The organism is Psychrobacter sp. Ps6 (assembly GCF_022129235.1).
GTDB lineage: Bacteria > Pseudomonadota > Gammaproteobacteria > Pseudomonadales > Moraxellaceae > Psychrobacter.
In genome coordinates this window covers 50,314-70,303 of the sequence record NZ_JADQAI010000004.1, presented here as the reverse complement: position 1 = coordinate 70,303, position 19,990 = coordinate 50,314, and the positions used below count along the sequence as shown (strand labels likewise).

17 protein-coding genes are annotated in these 19,990 nt (G+C 44.6%); 4 read left to right on the top strand and 13 right to left on the bottom strand.

All coding sequences use genetic code 11. From position 1 onward, the window contains the following. Nucleotides 1-284 precede the first annotated feature (284 nt). The 11 genes from ftsZ to I3255_RS06090 all read right to left on the bottom strand — a co-directional run bounded on the left by ftsZ (nt 285) and on the right by I3255_RS06090 (nt 14,496). Nucleotides 285-1,490: a cell division protein FtsZ gene (gene ftsZ, locus I3255_RS06140; protein ID WP_058024577.1), complete on the bottom strand. Its 1,206-nt coding sequence runs from the start codon at nt 1,488-1,490 to the stop codon at nt 285-287. Between the two features lie 270 nt (nt 1,491-1,760). Next, nucleotides 1,761-3,098, bottom strand: coding sequence for a cell division protein FtsA (ftsA, locus tag I3255_RS06135; RefSeq protein WP_238037920.1), 1,338 nt, complete (start codon nt 3,096-3,098; stop codon nt 1,761-1,763). Nucleotides 3,099-3,211: 113 nt separating this feature from the next. Beyond that, a complete protein-coding gene (locus I3255_RS06130; protein WP_238037918.1) occupies nt 3,212-4,006 on the bottom strand; it encodes a cell division protein FtsQ/DivIB in 795 nt (264 codons plus the stop codon). A gap of 513 nt (nt 4,007-4,519) precedes the next feature. Continuing rightward, nucleotides 4,520-5,446 (bottom strand): D-alanine--D-alanine ligase, encoded by a 927-nt coding sequence (locus tag I3255_RS06125; RefSeq protein ID WP_201598195.1) that lies wholly within the window; start codon nt 5,444-5,446, stop codon nt 4,520-4,522. Between the two features lie 197 nt (nt 5,447-5,643). Beyond that, nucleotides 5,644-7,083, bottom strand: coding sequence for a UDP-N-acetylmuramate--L-alanine ligase (gene murC, locus I3255_RS06120; RefSeq protein ID WP_238037916.1), 1,440 nt, complete (start codon nt 7,081-7,083; stop codon nt 5,644-5,646). An 86-nt stretch (nt 7,084-7,169) separates the two neighbouring features. Then, nucleotides 7,170-8,255, bottom strand: coding sequence for an undecaprenyldiphospho-muramoylpentapeptide beta-N-acetylglucosaminyltransferase (gene murG, locus I3255_RS06115; RefSeq protein WP_238037914.1), 1,086 nt, complete (start codon nt 8,253-8,255; stop codon nt 7,170-7,172). 277 nt (nt 8,256-8,532) lie between these two features. Beyond that, nucleotides 8,533-9,504 carry a glutathione synthase gene (gene gshB / locus I3255_RS06110; RefSeq protein ID WP_238037912.1) on the bottom strand — a complete coding sequence of 324 codons (972 nt, stop codon included), beginning with the start codon at nt 9,502-9,504 and terminating at the stop codon, nt 8,533-8,535. 64 nt (nt 9,505-9,568) lie between these two features. Then, entirely contained in the window at nt 9,569-10,273 is a 705-nt protein-coding gene (gene pyrE, locus I3255_RS06105) for an orotate phosphoribosyltransferase (protein ID WP_238037910.1), read from the bottom strand. A gap of 62 nt (nt 10,274-10,335) precedes the next feature. Continuing rightward, nucleotides 10,336-11,334 carry a hypothetical protein gene (locus I3255_RS06100; protein ID WP_238037908.1) on the bottom strand — a complete coding sequence of 333 codons (999 nt, stop codon included), beginning with the start codon at nt 11,332-11,334 and terminating at the stop codon, nt 10,336-10,338. A 102-nt stretch (nt 11,335-11,436) separates the two neighbouring features. Beyond that, nucleotides 11,437-12,276, bottom strand: coding sequence for an SDR family oxidoreductase (locus I3255_RS06095; RefSeq protein WP_238037906.1), 840 nt, complete (start codon nt 12,274-12,276; stop codon nt 11,437-11,439). A 60-nt stretch (nt 12,277-12,336) separates the two neighbouring features. Continuing rightward, nucleotides 12,337-14,496: a DUF4105 domain-containing protein gene (locus tag I3255_RS06090; protein ID WP_238037903.1), complete on the bottom strand. Its 2,160-nt coding sequence runs from the start codon at nt 14,494-14,496 to the stop codon at nt 12,337-12,339. A gap of 170 nt (nt 14,497-14,666) precedes the next feature. Between I3255_RS06090 and ampD the strand changes: the two genes are divergently transcribed. From ampD to I3255_RS06075, 3 genes are all read left to right on the top strand, one after another. After that, complete coding sequence (gene ampD / locus I3255_RS06085; protein ID WP_238037902.1) at nt 14,667-15,275, top strand: 1,6-anhydro-N-acetylmuramyl-L-alanine amidase AmpD; 609 nt, start codon at nt 14,667-14,669, stop codon at nt 15,273-15,275. Nucleotides 15,276-15,426: 151 nt separating this feature from the next. Further along, complete coding sequence (murJ, locus tag I3255_RS06080; protein WP_238037899.1) at nt 15,427-16,977, top strand: murein biosynthesis integral membrane protein MurJ; 1,551 nt, start codon at nt 15,427-15,429, stop codon at nt 16,975-16,977. 129 nt (nt 16,978-17,106) lie between these two features. Next, nucleotides 17,107-17,721 carry a hypothetical protein gene (locus I3255_RS06075; protein WP_238037898.1) on the top strand — a complete coding sequence of 205 codons (615 nt, stop codon included), beginning with the start codon at nt 17,107-17,109 and terminating at the stop codon, nt 17,719-17,721. Between the two features lie 11 nt (nt 17,722-17,732). Here I3255_RS06075 and I3255_RS06070 read toward each other — a convergent pair whose 3' ends face one another. Then, entirely contained in the window at nt 17,733-18,344 is a 612-nt protein-coding gene (locus I3255_RS06070) for a GNAT family N-acetyltransferase (RefSeq protein ID WP_238037895.1), read from the bottom strand. Nucleotides 18,345-18,589: 245 nt separating this feature from the next. Here I3255_RS06070 and ribF point away from each other — a divergent pair, with 245 nt between their 5' ends. After that, the gene (gene ribF / locus I3255_RS06065; protein ID WP_238037892.1) at nt 18,590-19,657 is read left to right on the top strand and encodes a riboflavin biosynthesis protein RibF; all 1,068 of its coding nucleotides are present in this window, start codon (nt 18,590-18,592) and stop codon (nt 19,655-19,657) included. Between the two features lie 83 nt (nt 19,658-19,740). On the opposite strand, the gene I3255_RS06060 is transcribed toward ribF, so the two are convergent. Then, on the bottom strand, nt 19,741-19,980 hold the full coding sequence (locus tag I3255_RS06060) for a DUF2789 family protein (RefSeq protein ID WP_238037890.1): 240 nt from the start codon (nt 19,978-19,980) through the stop codon (nt 19,741-19,743). Between the last annotated feature and the right edge of the window lie 10 nt (nt 19,981-19,990).

Here is a 19,990-nt window from a genome sequence, read left to right as displayed (position 1 = left end):
CATAGTGTACCACTACCTCCCCCATATTCGCTACAAATAAAAAGCGTTAATTTCCTTATCTCTTTGATTGATAACACTTATCGTCATTATCTCACCATATGTTTTCACAGTTTTATGCCCTATTAAACGCTTTAAAACACTAAATTCTGGACATATTTTTCGATCAGAAACATTTTGCGATACTCCTGATTTTGTCGTTCTTCTTTTATAAGCTAGTATTTTCTATGCAGACACAAAAAAGCCAGCGTTTGAGCGCTGGCTTTTTTTAACTGAATACTAAAAAACTATTTGTTCTGTTGACGCTTCAGATAGTCTTGGATGCTGTTGGTTTTGGTTTTTGTCTGCTCTTGAGGCGCACTTGGGCGTGCAGTATTAACGTTATCTTGATGCAGTTGAGCTTGTGATTTCTTCTGGCTATTTAATGCACTGGTATGTACATTAGGATCGACAGGTTGTGTACTATTCACAGAAGGAACAGGTTGCTCAACCACTTCTGGCTCTTGGCCTGCGTTTTCATCTAAGGTCAGACCCGTTGCAATAACCGTCACATGCAAGTCATCACCCATTTTTTCATCGATTACAGAACCGTAGAAAATATGAGCATCGTCGATATCAGTGATTTCTTCAACAATAATGCTGATTTTGCTCATCTCATCGAGTGATAGTGACTCAGAAGAAATCACGTTGACAAGTAAGCCTTTGGCATTCTCTAGACGTAAATCATCAAGTAGTGGTGATCTGATGGCTTTTTCGGTGGCTTGACGCGCACGATCATCACCGCTTGCACGGCCAATACCCATCATTGCATGACCTTTAGCTGTCATTGCCGTACGAATGTCGTTAAAGTCAATATTGATCATACCTTCGCTAGCGATCGTCTCTGCAATACCTTGAACCGCATGTAGCAAAACATCGTCCGCTTTTTTGAAAGCGTCTTGCATAGAGATGTTGCCGTATACGCTCATCAACTTATCATTTGGAATCGTGATAATTGAATCAACGAAATTGGTCAACTGCTCGATACCTGCTTTCGCAGCTTTGATACGTTTGCCACCTTCAAATTTAAATGGTGTGGTCACAACAGCAACCGTCAATACTTCCATTTCTTTGGCAATACGTGCAACCACTGGTGCTGCACCTGTACCTGTACCACCACCCATACCAGCAGTGATAAATACCATATCTGAGTGTTCAAGCAATGCACGGATAGCTTCTTCTTCGCTTTCTGCTGCTTCACGACCAACTTCTGGATTTGCACCTGCACCTAGACCACGGTTCGTTTTTGCACCCAGTTGTAGTTTGTGCGGTGCAGTCAGACGATCTAGCGCTTGCTTATCTGTATTAGCACAGACGAACGTTACACCTCTAATCCCTTGTTGTACCATATGTTCAACCGCATTACCGCCGCCGCCGCCAACACCGAATACAGTGAAGCTCGCTTGGCCGTTATTTTGAAGCTGGTTATCATCTGGCATGGTGTATTTTGACATAAAAAAGATTCTCCAGTTGCAGATAGCGTGTAGGTCGATACGTAGTAACGCACTCATATGGCGCGCTATCGACATACTATATATAAATGTATTTAAATAAAACAGGGCTATGGATCAAATAGTTCAGCGCGGACCATAATAGGTCATCATCGCTTAAGGTATTACTGTTACTGTTTAGCGCATTGCTTTCAATATGACTTCAATTTTTGCTTACTTTATTTAAGAGCATCCTACAAAAGCGTTTATGCTCTACATATTTGGTAGGTATGTCTATAGTATTTTTTTCAACACATCAGCAAAGCGTTTGCCTGCGCTTTGAAAGACCCCTGTGACTCGATTTTTTTGAATCGTATCAGGTTCGCTTTTTTCACTGCGGTGAAACTGCTCACTTTGACTATATAATAGTGTGCCAAAAGCTGTTTGGTAAGCCCGGTCATTGACCTGACTATTAAGCTGTTTAAATGACTCATCGTTATCAAAATGATTGTAAGCACTAATAGCAGGATGTGTATTGGTCAATACCACTGGCATTTTGAGCAGCCGTTTAGCAAACGGTATCATTCCTTTAATCGTACTACCGCCACCTGTCAGCACGATACCTTTGTCAATATAGCCTATTAAACCTGCTTCATGCAGTTGACGAGCGACTTCAGTGAATATCTGCACATAACGCGCTTCAATGATACGTGCTAAATTATAGATACCGATGTTGATTTCATCACTCGATCCTTGCGGTTTAAACAAAAAGAATGAGCTTGGGTCGACACTATTGGCATCAGCGGTACCATGAGACTTTTTCAGTTTCTCAGCTTCAATCATCGATATACCAAAATCAGCGGAGATATCCATTGTCACTTCATGGCTGCCAGTAGCAATGCAGTGCGTAAAAATCAATTTGTTTTCTTTGTAGACGCAGATACTGGTCGTACTAGCACCGATATCTACTAAGCAAACCCCTTGCTGACGCTCTTCAGGCATTAGGCTATATTCAGCACTGGTCACTGCATCAAATACGATATGGTCAATACCAACATCGCAGCTTTGTAGTAGTTTTTGAATATTTTGGCGGCTAGCGACAGGCATCATCATCATGTGGTACATCACAGTGATATTATGTGCCATCATCTCAATCACATCGTCGACCATGAAGTCTTGATCATCAACATAGATACCTTGCTGGCAGCAATGCATGAGATAGTAATCGGATGGCAGATCGCGCGACTTGGCATTAGACAAGGCCTGTACCATATCTTTGGCACGTACGAACTCGTCCTCAACCCTCACCTCTCCAGCACTGTTTTTACTAGATAGCTCAGGTGTTGCGAGCGTCAACCACACGCTATGCACGCGGCAATTGGCAGTATCCTCTGCTTCTTGGATGGCTTGCTTGATAGCACCTTGTAGGCGTTCACGATGCTTAATTTGGCCTTGATAAAAATCGCTATTTTTAACTTGCCCTACGCCTAAGATACGAATGTCTTTTGCAGAGACAACATTGCCAATTACGACATACACTGCCGTGGCACTTAGATGGACAACAACCAAATTTTCGTTATATTTCATGGTACCAGACAAATTATTACTAAATAGGAGCGCAAATAACGCCATCCTATTGAATCATTAAAAAAAAGCGCTGTTAATACGCTATGATGTTGTACATATATTATTCATTTTGGGCAAACAGTTTCGACTCAAGTAATCACTCATCAGTATTGCTTTAATTATTTGGGCTCATCAACTGGCGGCGCTGACATATCCCAAGCAATCGTAAAACCGTTCTTGTAGCGTAAGTCTACAGACTGCATCTCATCTCGGCGTCCGCTTAACTGATTACCCAGTAACTGGCTTAGATTCAGTAGTTTTTGTGCGGTATTCTCATTATCGACGATGACGCGCAAACCATTATCAAAACGAATGAGCCAAGTCATTCTTGGTGACAAAATAATGTCTTCAACCTGCATATCAAGTGGCGCATACCAATCATTGACTTGCTGCATTTGCTGCATAATGACTGGCGCTTGAGCCATTTCACCTTGCAGAGTAGCAAAGCGCTCTTGCGTCAAGTCATTACTATCAGCAGGAACGAACACAGATCCTTTTGCATCAACCAAGCGCTCTGTCCCAAAATTAGCGACTGCTTGCTTAGGTAGTGCAGTAACTACAATGCCGCGTTGCCAGTCTCGAGAGATACTCACTTGATCAACCCATGCAAGGCTTGTCGTAATATCTCTTAATGCTTGCAAATCAGAAGTAAAAAAACTGCTGACCTTTTGCTGGTCCATCACTGTCTGCAATGAGTTATATTGAGCGGTAGAGAGCCCTTGGTTGCTGACATGAATCTCAGCAGGCGGTGCATCACGTAACGCTTTACCACCCATTATCAATATTAGTACCAATAATCCTAATACCAATATCATAAAAAGATATCGGGCCGAGGTCGGTAGTTGGAGTTTAGATACTGGGCGACCGGCTTTATCACTCATCAAGTCAGTTACCTCGTTGACAGTTTGAGCCATAACGACCTTTGTCCCTATATTTGCATAAAACTGATCATGCTAATTATTGATGTAAACCTGCAAGTTTTTGCAGAAGCTTATTAAGGCAATATATTATCAAAGACTGTCAATAAAAATACTGATAGTCAGCGATTATTCTTATTTAAACGTAACATTTTTCTTAGGTTATGAATAACTTATAGGTTATCCCTACAAAAAACGTAAATATTACTAAAACAAAGCTATTCTTACAATATTAACGTATTTTATAGGCAAACAATAGCGTAACGCTCGCTAGCAGCCTTGAATTTACACAAGTTTACATGAAACTGTGTTATAGCAGCTCTAGTGACACATTAACGACTTTTTTGGCTAAAATCGCCATGCTACAAAAGTGATAAAGCTGAGCAGTTATAAACTTCTACATAATTTATCATTGCCCATGCTTTAACATGGCTCATTTACTCGAAGTGATTGTCATCAGACTCATTGTTAAAAAATTATGATAAATACGATGAACATCACATCAAAAAATTAGACTGTCTGCGATAATATGTGCCAGCACAACGTATCAAAATCCATGCCTCGAGCTTTGGCTGCCATCGGTACCAAACTATGACTGGTCATACCGGGCACAGTATTGATCTCAAGCAACCAAAAATTCCCTGCTTCATCCTGCATGGCGTCAATACGTCCCCAGCCTTTTGCATCCACTGCACGGAATGCCGCCAGACTTAAATCTTGCAGATGCTTCTCATCAGCAGCACTCAATCCGCAAGGAATATAGTAGCTGGTATCGTTACGATTGTACTTAGCTTCAAAGTCATAGAAGTTTGTGATATCAGCAGGCTCAAGGCGAATGACAGGGTAAGCTTCGTCATCGATAATCACAATCGTAAACTCACGGCCTGTGATCCAGCGCTCAGCCATCACGGCATCACCACACTGCACTGCTGTGGCATAGGCAGCAGGTAGCTCATCAAGATGGTTGACCTTGGTCATACCAATACTTGAACCTTCATGAACGGGTTTAATAATAAGTGGTAGCCCTAGCATGTTGACCACTTGCTGCCAGTCGGTATCAGCCGTCAATAATGAAAACGGCGCTGTGGATAAGCCGCAACCTTGCCATAGTTGTTTGGTACGCACTTTGTCCATACCCAGCGCTGATGCCAAAATGCCAGATCCCGTTTGCGGTATATCAAACCACTGTAGTACACCTTGCAATAGGCCATCTTCGCCGCCACGACCGTGCAAGACATTAAACACACGATCGTACTCACGCAATTCTGTAATGTCTTGATGCTTAGGGTCAAAATGAGTGGCGTCGACACCTTGGTTTTGCAGTGCTTGCAGTACGGCCGCACCGCTATCCAAAGACACGCTGCGCTCATTGCTGCTACCACCATAGATCACAGCGACTTTACCAAACTGAGCGGCATCTTTTACATGACCAGTCATCGTACTGATAGATTTTTCATTCGCTTTTTCATTTGGCGAAATGCTCGCGTCGCTTTGTCCTGCTTGTGCAGCCGCCGCCAATGCTGGTTCTGGATTGCTAATGGCTGACTTATCTTCGGTATCATCGATAGCGAGATTCTGAGTACTCATGTTTTCTTTATTATTAGTCGTCATGAAGATGGTTCCTAAATTTTAGCTTACTTGATGTAAAGATTATTGGCAGCCAAATCAATAGCGATCTGCCCCACATTACCCGCGCCTTGCGTGATAAGCATGTCATTGGCTTTTAATAAACGCTGCATCACAGGGGCAAGATTGTCTTTGTCAATAATCGTCGGTTCAACTTCACCGCGCAGACGGATACTACGTGCTAATGACTTGGTATCAGCGCCTATAATCGGGCTTTCACCTGCTGAATATACATCCAATAGTAGCAGCTCATCAACACTTGATAGCACTTCAACAAAATCGTCATAGCAATCACGGGTACGGCTATAACGATGCGGTTGAAATAACATCACTAAACGGCGATCAGGAAAGCTTTGGCGAGCGGCTTTGATGGTTGCGTCAACTTCTTTTGGATGATGACCGTAATCGTCAATCAATAGGACATTGCCATCATCGATATCGACCGAGGCATGCTGCTCAAATCGGCGGCCTACCCCTTCGAATTTCTGCAAGGCACGCTCAATCGCTGCATCATCGACACCTTCGTCCGTTGCCATGGTGATAGCAGCCAGTGCGTTGTAGACATTGTGTGTACCAGGAATGTTTAACGTCAGACGCAATGGTTCACGGTCACGGCGCAATACCGTAAAGTGAGTCTTGGTACCTTCTGTCACCAAATCGACAGCTTGTACGTCATTAAATGGCTCAAGGCCAAAGGTCAATACTGGACGACCAATATCATCGATCATTGCATACAGCTCAGGGTCATCACCGCATACCACGGCCAAACCATAAAACGGCATATTATGTAAAAATTGAATGTATGCGGCTTTTAAATTATCAAAGCTGTTGCCATAGGTTTCCATGTGATCTTGATCGATATTGGTCACAATTGCTGCCATTGGACGCAGTGATAAAAAAGACGCATCGGACTCGTCCGCTTCTGCTACCAAGAAACGGCTATTACCTAGTGCTGCATTTTTACCTGAGGCATTTAGCTTACCACCAATCACATAGGTAGGATCTAGCTGTCCTTCTGCCATCATGGTGGTGAGCAAACTGGTCGTCGTTGTTTTACCATGAGCACCAGCAACGGCAATACCATGACGATAGCGCATCAACTCGCCAAGCATATCGGCGCGGCGTACGACTGGCAGGCGAGCTTCAAGCGCGGCTTTTACCTCAGGATTGCTACGATCAATCGCTGATGACACGACAATGACATCAGCGTTGGCAATGTTTTTGGAGTCATGACCAATCGATATTTTGATGCCAATCTGCTGTAGACGCTTGGTCACCAAGCTTTCTGCAATGTCAGAACCACTGACTTGATAGCCTTGATTGTTCATTACCTCAGCGATACCGCACATGCCTGAGCCACCAATACCAATAAAATGCAAATGCTGAATACGGCGCATTTCTGGTATTTCAATCAAACGCTTAGGAAGGGCTTTGGCAGAGGTAGACATAAAATTTTCTCTTTATTAAGGGATAATAAAAATTAAAGGACAGTAAAATATGATCAGTAAAAAATAACGAGTGGCAAAAGGCGAAACTATAAAGCTTGCCAAATAATATCAGCCACTTGCGTACTCGCACTACGATTGGCAAGCGCATGACCTTTTTTGGCCATCTCAAGGCATTTCTCTCGACTAAGTACGCTAAGCTCATCACTTAAACGTTTGGCCGTTAGCTCTGACTGTGGCAATAAGATCGCAGCAGCATGTGAAGTCAATGTGCGCGCATTGGCGGTTTGATGGTCATCAACCGCATGTGGTAGCGGTACAAAAATAGCAGCAATACCGACATTTTGGATTTCAGTCACTGTCAATGCACCAGCGCGACAAACGATAATATCTGCCCAGTTGTAGGCCGCCGCCATATCATCGATAAAGGGCTGCACTGTGAACTGATGCTTGCTTAAATCTTGCTCGCTATAAGCCGCCTGGGTGGCTGCTTCGTTATTGCGTCCGCATTGATGAAGGACTTCAAATGGCTGGTTGAGTAACGCTAGTGCTTTTGGCACGGTATCATTCAATACCTGAGCACCAAGCGAACCACCCACGACCAGCAGTTTAAGCGGTGAGCTATCATTGACGTCATAACGCACCGTTGGCTCTGCGACACCAGTGATGGCGTTACGCACAGGATTGCCAACTGTTTCAAGCTTGGCATCTTGTTCACTATTGGCAAAGGTGTTCTCGAATGCTTGTAATACTTTGGTAGACAGCTTAGACAGATAACGATTGCTCATACCAGCGATGGCATTTTGTTCATGGATAATCAGCGGTGTATTGGTCAGACGTGCAGCAAGTCCACCAGGCGCACTTACATAGCCACCAAAACCAACGACTACGTCAATCTGATTGCTGCGAATCACTTTCACCGCAGCCATCGTCGCTGACAATAACGTTACTGGCAGCTTAACTAAACGACCAACCCCTTTACCACGCAGCCCCTGCATATTGATGGCATGAAAAGGATAACCCGTCGGTTCAACCAAACCGTTTTCCATACCGTTTGGCGTTCCAAGCCAATGAATAACCGCACCGCGACCGGTCAGCTCGTCGCTCACTGCAAGCGCAGGAAAAACATGTCCGCCCGTCCCAGCTGCCATCATCAATATGTGCGGTGTTTTCATGAATATCTGCCTATCTTTACTTTACTTATATGAAGGATTTGTCCTACTACTATGATGTCATTTACTAAAAAAATGACACGGTAAAAGCCCGCATAGTATAGAGGAAATCATTGTCTTATATACAGTACTTTATGCAGCAGAAATAACAAAAAAACCAAGCCATGAGCTGGCACGACTTGGCGTCATGTACTACTGACACACGACCATAAAAGGCAGTGCTAAACGAGGTATTAAGACGTACTTTCTTTAATGAACATGTGTCTTAGACTGCCTAAAACTATACCGTAAATTTATTTTCGATTGCCATTATAAAGTCGGTCGCGATATCGGTACCGCATTGATCATCAATCTCACGTACGCACGTTGGGCTGGTGACATTAATCTCAGTAATACGCCCACCGATCAAGTCCAAACCCACAAACATCAAACCTTTTTCTTTAACAATTGGCGCCACGACTTCTGCCACTTGACGCTCAATATCGGTTAATGGCATCGCCACACCGCTACCACCTGCGGCAAGATTGCCACGGGTCTCGCCTTTGCTTGGGATACGCGCCAAGCTATAGTCGACCACGACGCCATCCACGATAAGTACGCGTTTATCGCCATCGACGATCTCTGGCAAATAACGCTGCGCCATGATTGGCAAAGTCTCAAGCTCAGTCAGCACCTCAATCGTTACGCCAATATTTGGACTATCAGCAGTCAGACGGAAGATACCCGTACCGCCCATACCATCTAGCGGTTTAACGATGACATCTTGATGCTCAGCGATAAACTGACGAATGTGAGCTTGTTTGCTGGTTACGATCGTTGGGCTCATATAATCACTGAACCACGTCGCAAATAATTTCTCATTACAATCACGGATGGCTTTTGGATCATTGACCACAAGCACGCCTGCTGCTTTGGCATGATCAAGCATATAAGTGGCATAAATAAAGCGCATATCAAACGGTGGGTCTTTGCGCATCAAAATCACGTCATAGTCAGCAACCGAGCCTGTCGTTTTATCACCCAGTGTATAAAAATCTGCAGGATCACGCTGCACCGTAAGCGGCTGCGTATCAACCATTAACTGTCCACGATCCAACCACAAGTCATGAATCTGACAATAACCAAGCTGATGGCCACGGTCTTGAGCGGCCCACATCATAGCGAGACTGGTGTCTTTTTTATAATTGACCCGCTCGATAGGATCCATAATAACGAGTATTTTTAGCGATTTTTCTTGGTTTTGTTGGCTCATTGTTTGACTCATAGTGGGGCTCACTTACGTTATATTATTAGTATAAAACAGGCTCAGTGCCTAACTATACGCCGTACTGCTCACGGTAATGTTGCATTTTGGCTAACTGGGTCGCGTCTTTATATTGGCTATTTTCGTCTGCCAGATAACTGATTAAATCGTCGATATCAACCAATGCACGCACTGGCACTGCTAATGTGGCAGCAAGCTCTTGAATAGCAGAGTGCTCAGCTTGACCTTTTTCTTTGCGGTCAAGCGCGACGATAATACCCGCAACGCTTGCCCCTGCTTGCTCTAGAATCTCCACCACTTCGCGCATCGCTGTACCCGCTGTGATGACATCGTCAAGCACCCAAACAGCCTTGCCACTTACGTCAGCACCGACCAAATTGCCCCCTTCACCGTGGGTTTTGGTTTCTTTGCGGTTGTAACCCCATTTGGCATTGATGCCATGATGTAGCCATAACGCTTGCGCGGTCGCTGCGACAAAAGGAATACCTTTGTAAGCTGCACCGAAAATAACCAGCTCTTGCTCATCTGTGCCATCAGTTGCCGCGCTCATTTGTTCAGCCAAGGCATCCGCATAGCCGCGTGCTAGCAGTGATAACATCTCACCCGTTGCAAGCAGGCCTGCATTAAAAAAATATGGACTGATACGACCTGATTTGAGGACAAACTCGCCGAATTTAAGTACTTGGTTATCTAAAGCCAGTTGAATAAATTGATGAGATGAAAACGTAGGGTCTTGCGGGCGTGATACGTGAGACATGGTGACATTCCTATCGGCAAAAAGAGGGGCGAAAAAATTTGCATTATTGTACGCATTATTGATCAGCTTGACCAACCATTGATCTCGTAATCCTGCATATTGGCATAGCGAGTCAACAAACCGCTACGCGACGAGATATTAAAATAGCTCTGGCCATCTGCTCGCACTTGTATCTCCCAGCCTAAATGATAAGCAGCAACAATAATGTGACCAGCAAAAACTCGAATCTGTCGATACGCGTGACGCTGCGTAGGCTCACAGACAATCTGACTCAGCAAATAACTACGTACGTGCTGGCAAATTTGCGCGGCACTATAGCTATGATTGATACTTTTGCGGGTGCTGCATTGCTTGAGAGCATGGACGGCAGCGCTACACGCCATAATATCTGTTGCCAAACTGCCCTCACCTGTCTCAAATTGCTGCGGTTGCAAAATCACTTGCCAATCATCGGCATACAGGCTACTCAGCAGCTCATCAGGATTATAGCGTTTGATCAATGCGCGCAGAGAGGCTGAAGACTCGTTGATGTCGTTATTGTTATTTGGATCAGCCATCTCGTCGCGGTCAGCAGAACCAAACCCGTAACGGTTGAGTTTTGGATAGGCACGAATCGCCTGCTGGATATCTGACATGTCTAATAATGTCATCTCTGATAATGGCGATAATAAGGGCTGATCACTGTGGTTTTGATAAAAGCTATCAGGCAACTCGACAAGCTGTGCCGCCTTGAGTAACGATAGATGCTCCGCCAAGGCTTCTGAAGCAATCAGTGACCATTTTGACAAGCTGGCATCATTAGGCTGATAAAACCGCGTCGAATTACCATAAAGCCGGCGCAATTGACCGTTTAAGCGGCGGGCAGGCTCAGGAATATCACTCAACGGTCTGGCAGGATCAAGGGGTGACTGTTTGGGATCAAAGTTCGGATGTACGATCGCAGGTTGCTGTGAATCAGCTAGCATAGAAGACTGCCCAGCATCGCCTTTTGTGAGCTTGCTACCTTCTGCTGCCAGACTAGCATGAGACAAACGGTCATCAGAAGTAGAAGGCTGGGTCATGAAATCTCCATACAAAATAAAATATAAAACCAATAAAAACGATCGAACTAAGAGACGATCTTAAGCTCAAGAGCTTATACTTAAATACTTACGCTGAAAAACTTACCCTTGATGGTCTAAAATATCACGGTAGCCTGTTTGCCAATCAGCATAATCAAGCCAAGCTAACGGAATATTGCTGTGCAAGCGCTTTCCTGTCACTGACGTCTTTTTTTCATCGATAATAGGCGCAGTTTCACCGATTTGTTCACTCAACCAAACGCCAAGCTCAAAGGTGGTCACAGGTCTGTAGTCTGTCGCAAGATAGAGTGGCTTTGGTGCTTCTGTCGTCAATACGTTAGCGATAATAGTGATCAAGTCGCGATCCATAATACGATTGCTCCAATGCTCGGCGGCTACTGGCTCTTTTTGTGGCTCGCGAGCTTTGCGTAATCGCATAAGACGCTCACGTCCATAAATACCGCTAGGACGAATGATGATGGCTTTATCACCAAAGCTTTGTTGCAGTGCTTGTTCTGCTTGCAGTATGACCTTTGATGCGTCACGCTCAGGCGTCATAGGTTCAGTATGCTCGTCGATCCATTCGCCATTATCTTGACCATAGACACCAGTAGAAGAAATAAACACGACGCGCTGTAGAGTCGCCAGACTAGCAGCAAGCGTTGCCAAATGCTGGCTGATCGCTAAATAGCTGTCATGATAACCGCTGGTCGAATACTCATCAGGAGTGACGATAATCGCAATATGCGTAAATGCGTGCAGCTGCTCGGTTGTCAGAGTTAGCGCATCAGCCTGCAAAAAATGGGCGCTATCCACTAATGCATAGTGATCACGCTCACTACGAGCCAGCCCTGTCACCGAAAAGCCATCTTGTGCCAGCTTATTGGTGACTGGCAAGCCGATATCGCCTTGACCGATAATGAGTATATTTGATGTATTCATAAAGCATCTTTCCTTTTATACAACTTATACAACGATTACAGCGCTAAGAGACACCCTTAGCTAAAAGTACCGTCTGTATGACAGCTGTATATCCTCATTCGCATCGACGCGCTCTTGCCAGTCATAACTGGCGTTGATACGTAGTGCTTGTTTTTTATCAATGTCGTATTGTAGACCGAGGCTTGAGATCGGTTGCCAATAATGACCACGAACGTTGGACTCATCGCTGCTGCCATGATACCAATATGGCAATTGCAATTCAGCTTGCGCACGTAACTGATTGTTAATCTGATAACGACAGCCTGCATTGACGCCTGCACCTACCCGAAAACCTTTATTGATAGCGCGCCCTACTTGCGCTGTCCCTGCCAAAAACGTATAGCATAGTTGCGGCGACATCTCACCCGTACCTGTGCTTGGCGTACCAAATGCCCAAGACCACCCCGTCTCGTAACCCACACTACCCACCAGATGATCACGCCCGCCCTCTTGTGAGCCATCATTCACTCGCGTCGCCTCAATACTTGCGCCCCACGTTTTGCCTTTTTTGCCAGCATTGATAGGATTAAAAGAGCGTCCACGAATCAAAGTCGCATTTTGCAAGACCACACTATCTGGTTGATTGGATTTATTATCATCTGTGTCATATAGACGTAAGGTCGCAGCCAACCCTTCTAAATTAAAAAACTGTGGATACCCTGACGCGTGGTCAAGCGTATCATGAAACCCTGCTCTAAACCCAATATCGATATAGTCATTGTCACCGTACTGACCGATGCCTATCGTCCCCAGCTGTAGTGAATGCCTGTCTATTGGGTTATTATCCGATACGTCGATTTGACGTTTGCGTAACCGTTGTCCATCATCTGATAGGCTTGATACAGGATTGAGCTGTGCCGACTTTATCTCATTTAAGGTTTGTTTGGCGCTGTTATGATAGCCAAGCTGCGCGCGTTGTTGCTTAACGTCATTAAGCTGAGCTTGACGCAACGTATTATCGGCCGGTGTGTAAGTGGCATTTGCCAAAAGGTTTTTGCTGTTCAATAGTTGAATAACATCAGAGGGCACGACCACATAAGCCAGTTGCTTCAGTAGACTTTGCTGCGGACGAACCACGTCGATCAGGCGCAGGATCTCAGAAGCACAATTATCTGTGGTGAAGTAGTACGGCATTTTTAGCGCTTTGGTCTCCCAAACATGGCGCATAATCTGCTTTACTTCACTAGGTGTCAGATTCAACTGATACGTCCACGTATCACGCTCATCGTCTTGTAAATATTTTGCGAGCTTCTCTGGATAAGGGTCTATCTCGATGGCGCTATCATAACGGCCAATCATAGACTTGGTCGCATAGATTGGAAAGCTATCGTCTGGATCACCATCCACCGTATAATTGAGCGCATACGCCTGGCTGATTTGATTAGGGTCTGCTACGCTGGATTTTGAATCAATGCGCAGTAGCGTATGACCAAAGGCAGAGAGTGGATTGTCCAGATACTCTTCAGCAAACACAATAGAGAGCTGCTCAGGGGCCAATGTCGACATCCATTCATCCAGTTCTGGACACTCAGCCGAGAGACTTGCATCATCGATGGCTAACTTCTCTTTTAGCCATGCCACTCGCGCTGGGAAACGGCACAAAACGGAACCATTATCTGCTTGGGTTTTTGTATAAATGTTTGCTTGGTTATTACCAGTCGCCGTCGACGATGTCAGTTCTTTTGCCAATGCAACCAGTGTCGCATCTAATTCTGCCGCTGAGTCTTTCTGACCATTATCATTCAAAAAAAAGCGTGGATCATCGACCAAACTCTGCGTTTGCTTTTGAGCAAATATGCTATTTTTATCATCGTAAAAATACAATAAGCGTCGCCATGTTGTATGCTGTGCTAGATTCTCAGTTTTTGCCTGTCGACGCCATGTTGCCAGTAACTGCTCTGTCGCCATAGCTGACCCAGACGCAGTATTATTTTGACTATTGTTTCCAGTATCACTGAGATTAGATGTCTCAATGCGAACAGTAGCTTTAGCGTCATTAGGTGACATACTATCTGATAATTCAGATGAAAGCACACCTTCAGTGACCAATAAAGGTGTCGGTAAAAATGCCTGCGTGTTTGTAGAAAACAATAGCGCCGCTATCGCCAATGGTAGTCGCGCTCGCTGACCAATGGTTATTAGAGTATAAGTTCCAGACGTAGACATCAGTTTTATAGACATGAGGCAGGCTCTCACACGTTATTATTTATACGCTCTTCGCGCTGTTAAGGTTTACTATGCTAGAAACTCAAATGACATAAACAGGCTGTGACTATTTAGGGACACGCCCTAGCTACTTTGATAAACTTTTTATCACAACATCACCAATACTATTATAAAAAGAGAGCTTTATGCCCGCTTCATCCTCAAATTCATCATCATCTACATTGCCAATGACAATCACAGAGGGTCTGCTATCAGCCGCTACTTGGCTGGCCTCGCCAAACTATAATGTCAGACCAAAAGGTGTCAGTATTGATGCCATCATTATTCATAATATTAGCCTACCACCCAATGAGTTTGGTGCGTGCGACCCTAGTGGCACACATTATGTAAAGGCATTATTCACCAATCAACTAGAATGGGATGCACATCCTTACTTTCAGACTATCAAAGGTGCAGAAGTGTCAGCGCACCTGTTTATCGAGCGTGATGGGGCTATCACACAGTTTGTCAATTTTAACGAACGCGCTTGGCACGCTGGACGGTCTAGCTACTTGGGCCGACCTGAATGTAATGATTATAGCATTGGCATTGAGCTTGAAGGGTCAGATTTTGTGTCCTTCACTTCTGCTCAATATGAGAAGCTCGCAGCGGTAATTGCGGCTATTTATGAAGCCTACCCCAAAACACAGCGACATTTGACAGGGCACAGTGATATTGCGCCAGGGCGTAAGACCGATCCTGGGGATTATTTTGAATGGGCAAGGTTGCGGGAGCTAATTGCAGGGTTATTATGAAATAACTCTTTATCACTGCAAAAATGATTTCCACATCCAATCCATTTATCTCAGTGATGAAAGTGCTATAATTCGTCAGTTTTTTTGCAGCGGCAAATCAGTACACCCCCTCTTATACAACCCTATACACAACTTAGCAAGATAGGTTCTCATGGCAAAAAGTCGGTTATTTCGTTCAACCATGGTAGTCAGCAGTATGACCATGTTGTCTCGTATTTTAGGTTTGGTACGTGATGTCGTATTGTTAGGGGTTTTTGGGGCTGGTGGTTTGATGGACGCCTTTTTGGTCGCGTTCAAAATCCCAAATTTTTTGCGACGACTGTTTGCTGAAGGGGCGTTTAGCCAAGCATTCGTTCCTGTGCTGTCTGAGTACAAGGAAAAATACAGCTTACAGCAAGTACAGATTTTAGTCAGTCGCACCTCAGGCGCGCTCTTGCTGGTGTTGTCAATGCTGACAGTGGTTGTCATCTTAATCGCACCTTGGGTAGTGACGTTGTTTGCCCCCGGGTTTGCCGATCAGCCTGACAAATTTGCCATTACCGCTGAATTACTCCGTCTTACCTTCCCCTATTTGCTGTTTATTTCTATGACGGCTTTTGCCAGTGGTATTTTGCAAAGTTATGGCCGTTTTGCTGCGCCCGCCTTTGCCCCAGTCCTATTGAATTTATGCATGATTGGTGGTGCGCTGATTTTTGCACCGATGTTTGATACCCCTATTATGGCGCTTGGCTATTCCGTAGCGATAGCAGGACTATTGCAATTTTTAATACAACTGCCGCAGCTATGGCAACAAAAACTACTGGTCGCGCCCAAGATTGACTTTCAGCACGAGGGTGTTCGCCGCATTCTAAAATTAATGCTACCGGCTATCTTTGGTGTGTCTGTCACTCAGATTAACTTATTGCTGAACACCGTTTTTGCCTCGTTGATGATTGGTGGTTCGGTTTCTTGGCTCTACGCGGCTGAGCGTATGAGCGAGTTACCACTAGGGCTGATTGGTGTGGCGATTGGCACGGTCATATTACCAAGTCTGTCAAAAAGTGAAGCGCAAAAAGACGATGTTAGTTTCAAAAAGACCATCGACTGGGCCGCGCGCCTTATCATTTTGGTCGGTGTGCCTGCCTCGGCTGCGCTCTTTGTGCTCGCAGATGTATTGATGCAAGCGCTGTTTTTACGTGGTGAGTTTACCCTCCGTGATGCACAGATGAGCTCGCTGGCTCTGCGTAGTATGGCAGGTGGTATCTTAGGATTCATGCTGATCAAGATCTTTGCTCCTGCATTTTTTGCGCGTCAAGACACCAGAACACCTGTCAAAATCGGCATCATTTCTGTTATTGCCAACATGGTATTTAGTGTCATCTTTATTGGGATATTCTACTTCTTAGAGATACCACTACATGGTGGCCTAGCCTTGGCAACGACGGGCGCAGCGTTCGTAAACGCAGGCTTGCTCTATTACTTCTTACACAAGCGTGATATTTTCCGTTTTGGCCCCCATTGGAACAAACTATTCACGCAGTTTGCCATTTCGACTGGCTCCATGATTGGTGTGCTTTATCTCATGTTGCCCTACTTCCCTACTGATGAAGCCCAATGGCAACGCATCATCGCACTCGTGATTATGTGCGTCGTGGGAGCGCTCGTCTATGGCGTGGTATTGCTAGCGACAGGTTTCCGTCCTCGCCAGCTCAAACACGGATAAGCCAACGTAGATATAGGCATGAGCTTGGCTTACGAAACCAAAACAAGCCTATCATCAGAATTGACAATGCTTGCCACCGATCGTTGTCATAATGACCTATTAATGAATAACTGACATTTGAGGTTTGATATGACAACGAAACAGCCACTCTTCCAGCGCTTACCGCTTCTACTTGCAACAGGTGTCCTTGGTACTGGACTACTGCTGAGCGGTTGCAGCAACAATGAGTCTGCAGACACTGAAACTGCTGCCAATAATGAAGAGGTTGCAGCTGTCGTTGATACTTCAGAAGAAGGCACAGCTGAGCAAAAAGAGACAGCAGATAGCACGAGCGAAACGACTCAAGCCACAGATGATACTGAGAATAAAACGACCATTGATAATGACAATATCAATCCAGTCACTGCCCCGACCAACCAAAAAAGCCTAGTGACCAATCCGACTCAAGCTGGTACACCAGAGGACACGGTCAAAAAAGCACTAAATAGTTTGTATTATGGTGATGTAAAGGATGCAGCAGGCTACTATCAAGTAGATATGGCAAACTTTGAGCAAGAGCTTGCCAACACTCAATCGGCATTTCAACAAACGGTCGATGGCGTGACTATTACTGATACAACATACAATGATGACAAAACGCGCGCTACCATTACTGGCGAGTTGATGCTCAAAGGACAAAGCGACCCTGCACCATTGACCTATCAACTACAGAAAATCGACGGTCAATGGAAGATCTTGGGTTAAGGTATTTTTGTCTAATTATCTGAAATGTCGTCCGATGCCACGGCTTTACCAAGCATCACGACATCAGCGATAAACCCGTCCATATCGCAAACTTCTGGCATATATCCCCACTGCTCAAAGCCAAGTTTACGGAACAGTCCCAGACTTGGCTGATTGTGAGCAAAGATAAGGGCAACGATATTTCTGATTCCTAAGCTGGGCGCTTGCGTCAGCATCCAGCGTGTCAACAGACTGCCCAGCCCTTTACTCTGATAATCTTGGTTTAGATAAATGCTAATCTCAGTACTGATATGATAAGCGGTACGCGCATATAAATCACTAAAGCTACCCCATGCAACAATTGGCAGTTTTGTACTTTGTCTATCGGCATCACCTTCTGGTAATGCTTTAACTACATAAATAGGCCTCGTTGGACTATCTAAATGCTCCTCAAACCAAGCTGTGCGTTCTTCGACCGTTACTAACGCCAAATTTGCCGTTGCTTGTTTGCCAGGAATACTTTGGTTATAAATCGCCAAGACTTCTGCTAAGTCTTCTTTACTGGCACGTTGCACCATAAATTGCTGATTCAGTTGATGTGTCAACAGGTCAGTTGCTATGACATTTAAGGCAACATCGGACATAGAGTCTCCATATTGATTGGCATTATTATTGGCATTCATGATGATAGTAAAAAATCGTCATACTGATAATAAACGTAAGTACGAACCATGAAATTCATAGAGCGTCATTCATACTTGCATTATCCGTAGACTATAGGATGTTAGTGTGGCTATTTTACTTTATAATGGCTAATTTTCGACACATCAATTTTGACCATAGATGTGTTTTTTCGTTTTTTATCTGGTCTCATCATAGCTGAAAACTTATGAAAACCTATTTTCTTGAGCAACTGATTGCATCATCAAATGCCGCGTTTACTACTAATGACCCAGTAGAATTAGCGCCTTGTGTGCTCACTATTGGCAATTTTGATGGCGTACACCTTGGTCATCAGGCAATGCTGGCCCAAGTTCGTGATATCGCGCATACTCAAAACTTGGACGCTGCGGTCATGATATTTGAGCCACAACCACGTGAGTTTTTTGCGCCAGCTAAAGCTCCTGCGCGTTTGACCAATCTAGCAGAGAAGCAGGCACTCCTAGCACAATATGGGGTTAAAACCTTAGTGGTGGCAGGTTTTGATGAGGACTTTCGCTCGTTATCAGCACAAGCCTTTGCCGAGATATTAGCCACGCGCTTAAATGTAAAAGCGCTGGTATTAGGTGACGACTTTCGCTTCGGTCATGATCGTACTGGCGATAGTCAGTTTTTGCGCGATTATGGTTTGGATGTGACTAACCTAGATACCGTCACTGATAGCAATATTGACAACGACCACTTGAATGATGTCAATAATGAGGCTGCACGTATTAGCTCTACTCGCATCCGTAATTTGCTATTGGCAGGTGATATTCATGCTGCCAATATACTTCTAGACCGCGACTACGCCATTACGGGGTCAGTCGTCCGTGGTGATCAAATTGGTCGCACCATGGACTTTCCTACTGCCAATATTGATTTGCAGCGAATAAAACCCGCTTTGCACGGTATTTTTGCCGTTGATGTCGTCAGCTTAGATGAGAATGGAGATGTCATACCTGATGGTTTAATAAAGCTGGCTACTGATAACAATATAGGCGTCGCAGGTTTGCGTCCACATAGTTTGTTCGGTACCGCTAACATTGGCAAAAGACCTTCTGTTGATAAAGGTGATGATTGGCGATTGGAAGTACACTTTCCCAAACTAAAAGCAGATTTATACGGGTTGACCCTACAAGTACGCTTCTTGCACTTTTTGCATGGTGAACGTCGCTATGATGGTTTGGACGCTTTGAAAGCCGGTATTCATCAAGATGTCATTAACCTACTGGCTTGGCGTGATAACCAAGTTTAGCAGTCAGACATATCCTACATAAATAAAAAACCCCACGATATGAATATTATCGTGGGATTTTTTTATTATACTTTTATGTGCTCTTAAGCATCAGGATGCATGCGCACATTTAGATCATCAATCACTTCTACCCATGCTGCATCTTTTTGCCATTCTTCTTGTAAGAACATACGCTGGCTATCGGTCCAGACATCAGCTTCTATCAATTTCTCTTCACTTGATAGCTGGTTGTCTGCGATAAACTTATCAATCGCTTCATCAGAGCTATCTAGACCTAACTGAGCAAACAACTCATTCATATTATATTCTGGCTCACCTAACATATTTTTCTCC